Raw genomic sequence first — 10,300 nt, 5'->3', positions numbered from 1 at the left:
TTGCGAGAGAGTCTCGCAAGGGCTCCGCACTCAGCGGTCCTGCAGGGAGGCTAGGAGCAGTCGCGTGCCGCGTACGACACGTCGTGGACCGTCCGGACCTCCTTGCCGCCGATCGTCGCCGTCCCCGTGACCGTGGCCGTCGCGGCGGGGATCGTCGCCAGACGCGTCGCGAACGTCTGCTGGGCGCTCTTGCCCGGCAGCACGCCGGTGAAGGTCTTGGCGCCGAACGGCGTCTCGACCTTGACCGTGGCGGGGGTCGGCCCCTCGTTGACCGCGCTGACCGTGAGGGTCGCGCGACCTGCGACGCACTGGGTGCGCGTCGAGGTCGTGAGCTCGACCTTCGCGGCCTTGGGCTCGACGAGCACCGCGACCGAACGTGCCGGGACGGTGACCGTCCCGGTCGCCGCGTCCCACGTCGTCGTCTTGACGACCGGGTCGGCTCCGCGAGCCTGGACGGGAGAGAGCGAGTACTCGCGTCCCGAGAGGCCGGCGACCGTCTGCGTGACCGGCTCGGGCGAGGCGTTGAAGACGACGAGCGCGCCGTCGAGCTTCTCGTCCACGTCCTTGCCGATCGTGTCGTCGATGCTCATGACGATCACGCCGGGCGTCTGACCGGTCCCCGCGTCGGGGAACGTGACCTTCTGGTTGATGAGGTCCGCGCTGCCCAGGCGGAACAGGTCCGTCGAGGAGCGCAGCCGCAGCAGGTCGGCCGCGTTGTCCGAGGCCGACGCGATGTCCTGGGCGGTCGGCTTGAGCGCGGGGTTCGCGAGCAGGGGCGCCATGAGAGGCCACTTCTCACCGTTGTCCGCCTCGAGCGGCAGCCCCTTGCCGAACCCGTTGTCGGTGCCCGTCCAGTCGATCGCGTTGTACCAGTCGCCCGAGTCGTAGCTGTTGCGGTCGAGCGACTTGGAACGCAGCAGGTCGGTGCCCGCGTGCCACAGCGAAGGCGTCTGCGAGAGAGCCGTCGTGGCGAGCGAGACGTTGTTCATGCGCACCCGGTCGGCCATCGACGTGTCCGCCGGCAGCTTGAGGGTCAGCAGGTCGAACAGCGTCTCGTTGTCGTGCGCGTCGACGTAGCTGATGATCTCCTCGGGCGAGTCCGCGTAGCCTGCGGGCGCACCCCGGTAGTCGATCTGGTCGCCCCGCAGCGCCTCGCCCGTCGAGGTCGTGAACGTGAAGCTGCGCAGGTTCCCCGCGAGGCCCAGCCGGACCAGGTCCGTCTCGTGGCCCAGCGACGCCAGCTCGTCGGCCGATCCGTCGTTCACCGTCCCCGGCTCCCCCGCCCGGGCAGGCTGCCCGTTCGGGTCGGTCGCGAGCCCCGTACCGAAGCCCTGCGTGAACGTCGAGGCCCCGTCGACGGGAGAGCCGCCGTGGACCGCGTCGCGCAGACGGTCGGAGAACGTACCGATGCCCGTGCCGCCGAGCTGGCCCTGCGTGGCCTGCTCGAACAGCGCGTTGTCGGCGACCTCCCCGAAGTTCCAGCCCTCGCCGTACAGGTACACGGCCTTGCCGTCCACGCCGTCCTTCTTCAGCGTGAGCTCGTCGAGCGCGGCCCGGACGTCGAGCATGTTCTGCTTCGAGTGGTGCCCCATGAGGTCGAAGCGGAAGCCGTCGACCTTGTAGTCGCGGGCCCACGTGACGACCGAGTCGACCATGAGCTTGCCGGTCATGGCGTGCTCGGTCGCGAGGTTCTGGCAGCAGGTGCTGGTCTCGACCGCACCCGTCGTCGTGTTCTGGCGGTGGTAGTAGCCGGGCACGACCTTGTCCAGGACGCTCTTGGGGTCCTGACCGCTGGCCGCGGTGTGGTTGAACACCTGGTCGAGCACGACCTGGAGGCCGGTCTGGTGCAAGGACCCGACCATGGTGCGGAACTCCGAGGCACGCGCCGAACCCTCGGCGTCGACGGCGTACGAGCCCTCCGGCGTCGAGAAGTGCAGCGGGTCGTAGCCCCAGTTGAAGCCGTCCGTGCCCTGGATCGCGGACACCGCGGCCTGCTGCTCGGTGCCGTCCGCGGCGAAGCCGCTCAGGTCGGGGGTAGTGGCCCGGTCCGCAGGGTCTTCAGGGATCGTCGCGATGTCGAACGTCGGCAGCAGGTGCACCGTCGTCAGACCGGCGTCGGCCAGCTCGGCGAGGTGCGTCATGCCGGCCGACTTCTTCTCGCCGAACGCGAGGTACGTTCCACGCTTGGCGGCCGGCACGGTGGTGTCGGCGATCGAGAAGTCCCGCACGTGCAGCTCGTAGATCGTCTGATCGACGGCCCGCTCCACGACAGGAGCCGGCGTGTCCTTCCAGACCTTGGGCTGGGTGTCCTTCGCGTCGAGGTCGACGACGACCGAGTGGGTCGAGTTGAGCGTCAGCCCCAGCGAGTACGGGTCGGTCACGACGTTCGTCTCGACCTTGCCCGTGGACGGGACGAAGACCTTGACCTCGTAGAGGTACCTGGCCCCGACCCAGCCGAACTTCTTGTCGGCCTCCTTGCCGTCGACCGTCCACGTCCCGTCGGACTGACGCTCGGCGGGGAACCGGCGGGCGTCCTCGGTCTTCAGGCTCGCCGCGTCGCCCTGCGCGGGCCATGCGAGGAGCGTGACCTCCTGGGCCGTGGGGGCCCACAGGGCGAACGAGGCCCACTTGCCGTTCGTGTAGATGCTCGCGCCGAGCGTGCGGTCGGCGGCGCCTTCCGCGAACAGGTCGTCCAGGACACCGGGGAGCTGTACGCCGGTCGCCGCGGTGAGCGGAGCGTCCGCCGCGGTACCGGCGCGCTGGGCGACGAGGAGCTGCCCCGTGAGCGCGGTGGTCGCCGCGTCCACGGAGATCGGCTCGTCGTCCGCGCCAGTGACCCGCAGGGCCACCGCGTCGGCGAGGGCCGGGAAGTCCTCCGCGACGTCGTCGGGCAGGCCCGCCGGGTCGAGGACCAGACCGAACGACGACGCACCATCCGGGGCGACGACCGCACCGTCGGCGACGCTCAGGCCGCCCGTGGGAGCCGCGTGGAGCGTCCAGCCCAGCGTCGCCGGGTCGGCGCCCGCGAGCAGCTCGCGCGGCCACGCGACCAGGTCGCTGGTCACCCAGTGCGCGGCCTGCTGACCGGTCCCGGGCAGCGGGGGGTCCGCGACCTCGATCGTGAGCACGTGCGTCGCGAGGACGTACGAGAACGTGACCGACTTGCCGTCGGACGCGCTGAACGAGTAGTTCTGGCCGTCCTTGACGCCGCCGACACCGTAGTTCTCGGCCCAGCTCAGACCGTGCGCGACCTTGCCCTCGTACGCACCCGTGGCGAGCGCCGACGTCGTGAGCGTGTAGACCCCGTCACCGTCAGGGTCACGGAGCCACGAGCCCATGCAGTCCGGAGACCAGGCGGCCGAGCAGCCGAGCTGGTCCTGGAACGAACCCGCGACCGTGATGATCGGGCCCTGTGCAGAGCTCGAGAAGTCGTGCGAGACCGGGTCCCAGTAGAACGTCACGGGGCCACCCGCGGTCGTGTACGTCGCGTTGGCACCGTCCTTCGCGCCGCCGACGCCGTAGTTGAGGTCCCAGGACCCGTTGATCGCGACCTTGTACTCGTAGGTGCCCGCCGGGATGTCGAACGTGCCCGCGTAGACGCCGTCGGCACGCTTGGTGAGCTTTGCCGCCTCGCAGCCGGGAGCCCAGTCGCCCGCACAACCCATCTCGGAGTTGTGGCTGCCGGGGACGGTCACGAGATCGATGTCCGTCGGAGGTTCGACGTCCTCGTCACCGCTCACGGAGTTGCCCACGCTCGCGAACGTCGAGGCCGCGTGGCGGTCACCGTCGGCGTCGACCGTCACGGCCCGGTACTCGACGAGCGTGCCCTTGGCCAGGTCGCTCACGTCGTGGAAGACGCGCGGCGAGGTGTCCTCGGCCGTGCCGAGTCCCTGCCACTCGTCGGACCCGACGACGCGCCAGGCGAAGCTGGTCTCGGACCACGCGGCGTCGTCGACGTCCGCGGCGACCGGGGCGACCCCGGTGAGGCCAGCCCCTGCGGCCGGTACGGCCACCGAGACGTCGCCCGTGGACTCGACGCCCACGGTGCGGTCCGCCTTGAGCACGACCGAGCCGAGGGCCGGGACCGTGAGCGAGACCGTGCCGTCGGCACCGGCTGTGACCGCTTCGCCGCCGCCGTAGAGCGGCGCGTACGTCGCGCCGGGCGTGAGCGTGGTGAAGCTGACCGTCTTGGCCGCGGCCGAGTTGTTCAGCCCCACGAGGTGCTCGACCTTCTCGGTGCGGTCCACGCGCGAGAACGCGTAGATGCCCGCGCCCGAGTCGGTGTAGCGCTCGATCTGGGCACCCTGCGCGAGCGCCGGGTTCTCGGAGCGCAGCGCGGAGAGCTCGGCGATGTGGGTGTAGAGCGGCGACGTGGTGTCGTAGCGGTCCTGGCTGCCGGCGGTCTCTCCCGTGATCAGCTTCTGGTCCGCGTACTCGTCGACCTGGGTCGCGAACAGCGACTGCCGCGCGTTCTTGTCCTTGCCGTCGCCCGCACCCGCGAAGCCCTGCTCGTCGCCGTAGTAGACGACCGGCTGACCGCGCGTGAGGTACATGAGGTCGTGCGCGAGCTCGTCACGACGCTGTGCGTCGCCCGTGGTCTGCAGCAGGTACCCGATGCGGCCCATGTCGTGGTTGCCGAGGAACGTGGGCAGCGCCGACGCCGAGGAGTCCGGCGTCGTGTACATGTCGTCGCTCGCGAAGAGCTGGGACAGCCCCTTGGCGCTGTTGCCGCTCGCGAAGCTCGCGGCCGAGGACTGGAACGCGAAGTCGAGAACGGAGCTCATGTCCGTCTTGCGCACGTAGGGCGAGAGCTTGGCGGCGTCGGCGTCGTAGATCTCGCCGAACATGAAGAAGTCGTCCTTGCCCTTCGAGTGGGCGTAGTCGAGGACCTCGGTGGTCCAGGTCTCCCAGAACTCGAAGTTGACGTGCTTGACCGTGTCGATGCGGAAGCCGTCGATGCCGAGGTCGACCCAGCCCTGGTAGACGTCGACGAACCCGTCGACGACACGCGGGTTCTCGGTCATGAGGTCGTCCAGGCCGTCGAAGTCGCCGTAGGTCACGGACTCGCCCGACCACGTCGAGTTGCCGCGGTTGTGGTAGAGCGTCGTGTCGTTGAGCCACGCGGGGACCTTGGCGTCCTTCGCGTCCTCGGCCACCACGGGCGTGTAGGGGAACGACGTCGCGGCGTCCATCGCGGGGAACGTGTCCTTGCCCGCGTGGTCGGCCGGGTCGAACGCGGTGCCCGCGGCGTCCTTGTACGGCGAGGTCGCCTGGTCGACGTACGAGTACTGCTTCTGCTCGTTGTCGATCAGGTCGGCCGTGTGGTTGGTGATGATGTCGAAGTAGACCTTGATGCCCTTGGCGTGGGCCTCGTCGATCAGTGCCTCGAGCTCGGCGTTGGTGCCGAGGTGCGGGTCGATCTGCGTGAAGTCGGTGACCCAGTAGCCGTGGTAGCCCGCCGACGCGTTCGCTCCCTCGCCCTGGACCGGGTTGTTCTTGAACGACGGGGTCAGCCAGATCGCGGTGGTCCCGAGCCCGTCGATGTAGTCGAGCTGGTCGCGCAGGCCCTGGATGTCGCCACCCTGGTAGAAGCCCTTGTCCGTGGGGTCGTAGCCCGAGTGCAGCGCACCGCCCTCGATGCCGGCCTCGTTGTTGGTGGGGTCGCCGTCCGCGAAGCGGTCGGTCATCACGAAGTAGAACTGCTCGTCGGAGCCGGCCTGACGCACGGGCGGGGTCACGATCTGCGCGTCGGTCGCCTCGTCGTAGGCTCCCCCGAGCTCGACGGGCGCGAGCGAGACGCGCTTGGCGACGTCGTCGAACGTGAAGCGCAGGGTCGTGGGGCCACCGACGACCAGCGGGATGTTGTCCGCACCGCCGTTCAGGCCGTAGGCCTCGTCCCACGTGTCGTTCACGGCGACCTTGTACTCGTAGGTGCCCGCGGGCACCGTGAAGTCGGCCGAGTAGACACCCTCGGTACCGGTCGGCGCGAGCTCGGTCGCGGCGCAGGCCGGGTCCCAGTCGGCTGCACAGCCGGCCTCGTCCTGCAGGCTGCCGACGAGTGCGAAGGTGCGGGCCGCGTCCGTCGCGGTCGCCGCGGGGCCGGTCGCCGCGTTGGCGACGGCCGTGAAGCCTGTCAGCCCGGTGAGCCCGACGGACAGCGCCGCGAGGGACGCTGTGGCGCGGCGCGGTCTGGACGACCGCCTGGGGCGGGGTGATGCCATGAGGACTCCCTTGTCGACCGGGGAGTCGGACGTGCGTACGCACCGCCGGGTGACCGAGCCCCTGCGCTCCACGTGGTCTCCCGAGCCGGGCGCTCCCCGACGCCGGCTGACCCAGACTGTAGCCGTTGCTGAAAGTTGCAGCAAGGGTGCAACCGCATGTCGGCACGCCGAACCCGTGGCCCCCGCGACGGGGACGACCCCGGACAGCGCGAAGCCCGGCGGGGAAGCGTGATCGCGGCCCGGCCGGGCCAGGGGCTGGAGGACGTCAGCCCGCGAGGTGGCTCCAGCGCGGCGCCAGGTCGCTCCAGGGCCCGACCTCCGCGACGGCCCCCTCGTGGAGCACCACGACGCGGTCCGCGCGGGCCAGCGCCGCACGCTTCGAGGTCGAACCGATCACCGTGGTCCCCCGCTCACGGAGCGACGACCACAGCTCGATCTCCGTCGCGGCGTCGAGGGCGCTCGACACGTCGTCGGCCAGGAGCAGCTCCGCGTCGGTCGCGAGCGCGCGGGCGAGCGCGAGCCGCTGCACCTGACCGCCCGAGAGCCGGACCCCTCGGTGCCCCACGAGCGCCTCGTGACCGCCCGCCTCGACCACGTCGCGCTCGAGGCGCGCGGCCGCGACCGGGCCGTGGACCTCGCGCTCGTGGCCGAGCCGCACGTTGTCCGCGAACGTCCCCGACAGGACGCGCGGGACCTGCGCGACGTGCGCGACCTGGCCCGGGCGCAGGAACGTCTGGGCGTCCTCGACGTCCGTCCCGTTCCACCGGATGTCACCCGTGTGCTCCATGAGCCCCGCGAGCGCCGCCAGCAGGCTCGACTTGCCCGACCCGACCTGGCCGAGCAGGAGCACGAGCTCGCCGCGCTCCACGCTCAGGTCGACGCCGTGCACGCCGATCGTGCCGTCGTCGTGCAGCGCGCTCACCCCCGCGAGTTCCAGGAGCTCGAGCGCCTGACGCGGGCCGGGGGCAGGGGTGGGCGCCTCGCCCGTGAGGAGGTCGACCCCGCGAGGCAGGTCCATGAGGTCCGCCCCGGCCGCGAAGCGGCTCGTCGCACGCTGCCACGAACGAGTCCCGGGAGCCTCCGTCACGACCGCCCCGGCGACGACGCCGAACCAACCGAAGCCGTTGACCGCGTTCGCGACCAGGAGCGCGGTCGCGAGGTCCCACGTCCCGGTGAGGAGCCCGGCCCAGGCCGCGACGACACCGAGCTGGATCATCACGAGCGGCACGCCGTCGAGCGCGGCCTGCACGCGGTGCTCGAAGACCGCTGCGCGCACGCGGCCCGCGTCGACCTCGTGCAGGTGCGCGTGCACCTGGGGCGTCCGGGCGGCGAGCTTGACCGAGCGCGCCGAGTCGAGCGCCGAGACCAGGGCCCGCCCGAACCGGGCGCGCGCGGCCGACGATCGCGTCGCCGAGCGGCCAGCGATGGGGCGTCCGAGCGTCGACGCCGCGGCGGAGACGACCATGACCGCGAGCAGCACGGCCCCGGCGAGCCACGACCGGCTCAGCAGCGCCGTGACACCGGCGATGACGAGGCCGTTGACGAGGTCCACCCAGCGGTCGGCGTACCGCACGAACCGGTCGGCGTCCATGGCGCGCGCCACGACCTCGCCCGGGGGTGTGGCCGAGAGCCGGTGCTGGCGCGTCTGGCCCGTCATGACCGACATGCGCACCCGCAGCAGGACCTCGATCCACCAGCGGGGGTAGACGTACAGGGCCCGTGCGAGGCACAGCGGCGCGACCACCAGGAGCACCGCGAACGGGACGAGCAGCGCCGCGGGGAACCCCTCGTCGAGCCCCTGGACCGCGTGGCCCCAGAGGAAGCCGGTCACTGCCCCCTGCGCCGACACGAGGCTCGCCACCAGGAACAGCACGGCCCCCACGACACCCCACGCCGGCCGCACGAACAGCGCGTGCAGCACGCCGCGCGCGAGGCTGGGGCCTTCGCCCGGGTCCGCCAGGGTCGGCGGGACGCCACGCCGACGCCGGCCGCCGACGGCCTCGTCGGACGCGCCGGGCGCGCCGGGCGTCTCCGGGTCCGCTCCGACGACGGCGACAACGGCCGAGACCACACCGCCGTCCGCCTCAGCAGCGGCGAGTCCGACCGCCGCAGCGTCCTCGCGGCCCTCGCTCCCCCGGTCGACGAGCGCGACGTCAGGCGAGCCCCCCTGCGCGACGCTCGCCTCCAGCAGGTCGCGATAGGGACCCGCGAGGCGCGCGAGCGCGGCCCGCACGCCCTGCTGGACGACGCGCCCCCGGTCGAGCACCGCGATCAGGCCCGCGCGCTCGATCGTCGTGAGCCGGTGCGCGACGAGCACGCCCGTGCGCCCCGCGAGCAACCGCTCCGACGCCGCCACGACGCGCGCCTCGGTCAAGGGGTCCATGCGTGCCGTGGCCTCGTCGAGGACCACGACCTGGACGTCGCGCACGAGCAGGCGGGCGAACGCGACGAGCTGTTCCTCGCCGGCCGACAGCGACGTCCCGCCCGGGCCGAGCAGCGTGTCCAGACCGTCCGGCAGGCCGGCGACCCACTCGTCGAGGCGGAGCTCGCGCACCGCGTCCTCGACGGCCGTGCGCGGCACGTCGGCGAAGAGCGCGACGTTCTCCGCGAGCGTGCCCGCGAGGATCTCGGTCCGCTGGGTCACGACGCCGACCGCGGCGCGCAGCGCCTGCAGGTCGAGGTCTCGCACGTCCACGCCCCCGAGGAGCACTGCACCGCGCGGTGGCTCGACGGCCCGGGACAGCAGCGACGCGAGCGTCGACTTGCCCGAGCCCGTGCGGCCCACGAGCGCGACCGTCGCGCCCGCGGGCACGTGCAGGCTCACGCCGTCCAGGGCGAAGGTGCCCTCGGCGTACGAGAAGTGCAGGTCCCGGAGCTCGATGCCCACGGGCCCGGCCGGCACGTCGCGCCCGCCCACCGGCTCGGGGGCGACCGAGAGCATCTGACGGATGCGCGTGAGCGCCCCGAGCCCCTCCTGGATGTCCGGGAGGTGGTGGACCAGGTTGTCGGTCTGCCCCACGAACATCGACGTGACCAGGAACAGGGTGACGAGACGGTCGACGCCCAGCTCGCCGTCGGCGGCGAGGGCAGCCCCCGCGACGGCCACGCCCGCGAGCAGCGACGCGAGCACGAGCCCGGCCCGGCGGAGCATGCGCGACTCGACCGACAGCACGGCCTCGAAGCGTCGGTGGACCTGCGCCGACCGCTCGGCGAGCCTGCGTACCGCGAACGACTGCCCCAGGCTCGTGCGCAGGTCGTCGCGTGCTGCGACCGCCTCCTCGAACACCGCGGCGTGGTCCGTCCAGGCCGCCTCCTCGACGACCTTGCGGCGAGCGATCTCGCCGAGCATGGGGCGCACGATCAGCGCGGCGACCAGACCGAGCACAGGGAAGAGGATCCAGGCCGGCCACCAGGTGAGCCCGGCGACGACCCACATGGGGATCACGCCGACGAGGGTGCGGCCCGCCCCCCAGGCCTGCCGGCGCACGAGCGTGCCGACCGCGTGGGTGTCGTCGTCGACCCGGTCGAGCACCTCGCCGACGGCCTGCTCGGTGAGCGTGGCGAGGGGCTGGTGCAGCGCCGCGGACAGGAGGTCGCCGCGCAGCCGCCCCTCGGCCCGGTCGACGACTCCCGCCCAGACCACCTGGCCGATCGTGTCGAGCAGCGCCGCGCTCACGATGCACGCGGCCAGGAGCTGGAGCGTGGCCGTCGTCGGGTCCGCCGCGAGCCACCCCGCGACGACCGTGCCGAACGCACCACCGACCGCCCCGACGGTGAGCGCGACGAGCGCGAAGACGGACTGCGGGCCGCGCAGCCGCCGCCAGTCCAGGCGGCGGGCGGGGTCCGTCGAGGAGACGGTCGGGGAGGAAGGGGCAGCGTCGGGGCCGGTCGGAGAGCCGGTGGGTGCATCGGTCATGGCCAGCCGATCCTATGGCGGGGGTACGACGCGCACGCAGGCATTTTCCGGCCCCGCGTCATGGTCCGGACGTCATGGTCCGGACGACGGTGTCCTGTCACGGGGCCCCGCGGGACCGGCCACAGGGACCGGCCACGCAGCGGGTCGGCGCCCGGGGCTCCCG

The 10,300-nt window shown here is 72.3% G+C and carries 2 protein-coding genes; both read right to left on the bottom strand.

Features of this window, described 5'->3' with window-relative positions:
* Window positions 1-50 precede the first annotated feature (50 nt).
* Window positions 51-6,221: a pullulanase-type alpha-1,6-glucosidase gene (gene pulA / locus ACFWFR_RS13250; RefSeq protein ID WP_377623258.1), complete on the bottom strand. Its 6,171-nt coding sequence runs from the start codon at window positions 6,219-6,221 to the stop codon at window positions 51-53.
* Window positions 6,222-6,486: 265 nt separating this feature from the next.
* Window positions 6,487-10,137, bottom strand: a complete 3,651-nt coding sequence (locus ACFWFR_RS13245; protein WP_377623257.1) for an ATP-binding cassette domain-containing protein — start codon at window positions 10,135-10,137, stop codon at window positions 6,487-6,489.
* Window positions 10,138-10,300: the final 163 nt, after the last annotated feature.

Source organism: Oerskovia sp. NPDC060287, from assembly GCF_042726775.1.
Lineage (GTDB): Bacteria > Actinomycetota > Actinomycetes > Actinomycetales > Cellulomonadaceae > Oerskovia > Oerskovia merdavium.
Note: the sequence above shows the minus strand (reverse complement) of the source record. Positions and strands in the feature narration are given on the sequence as shown.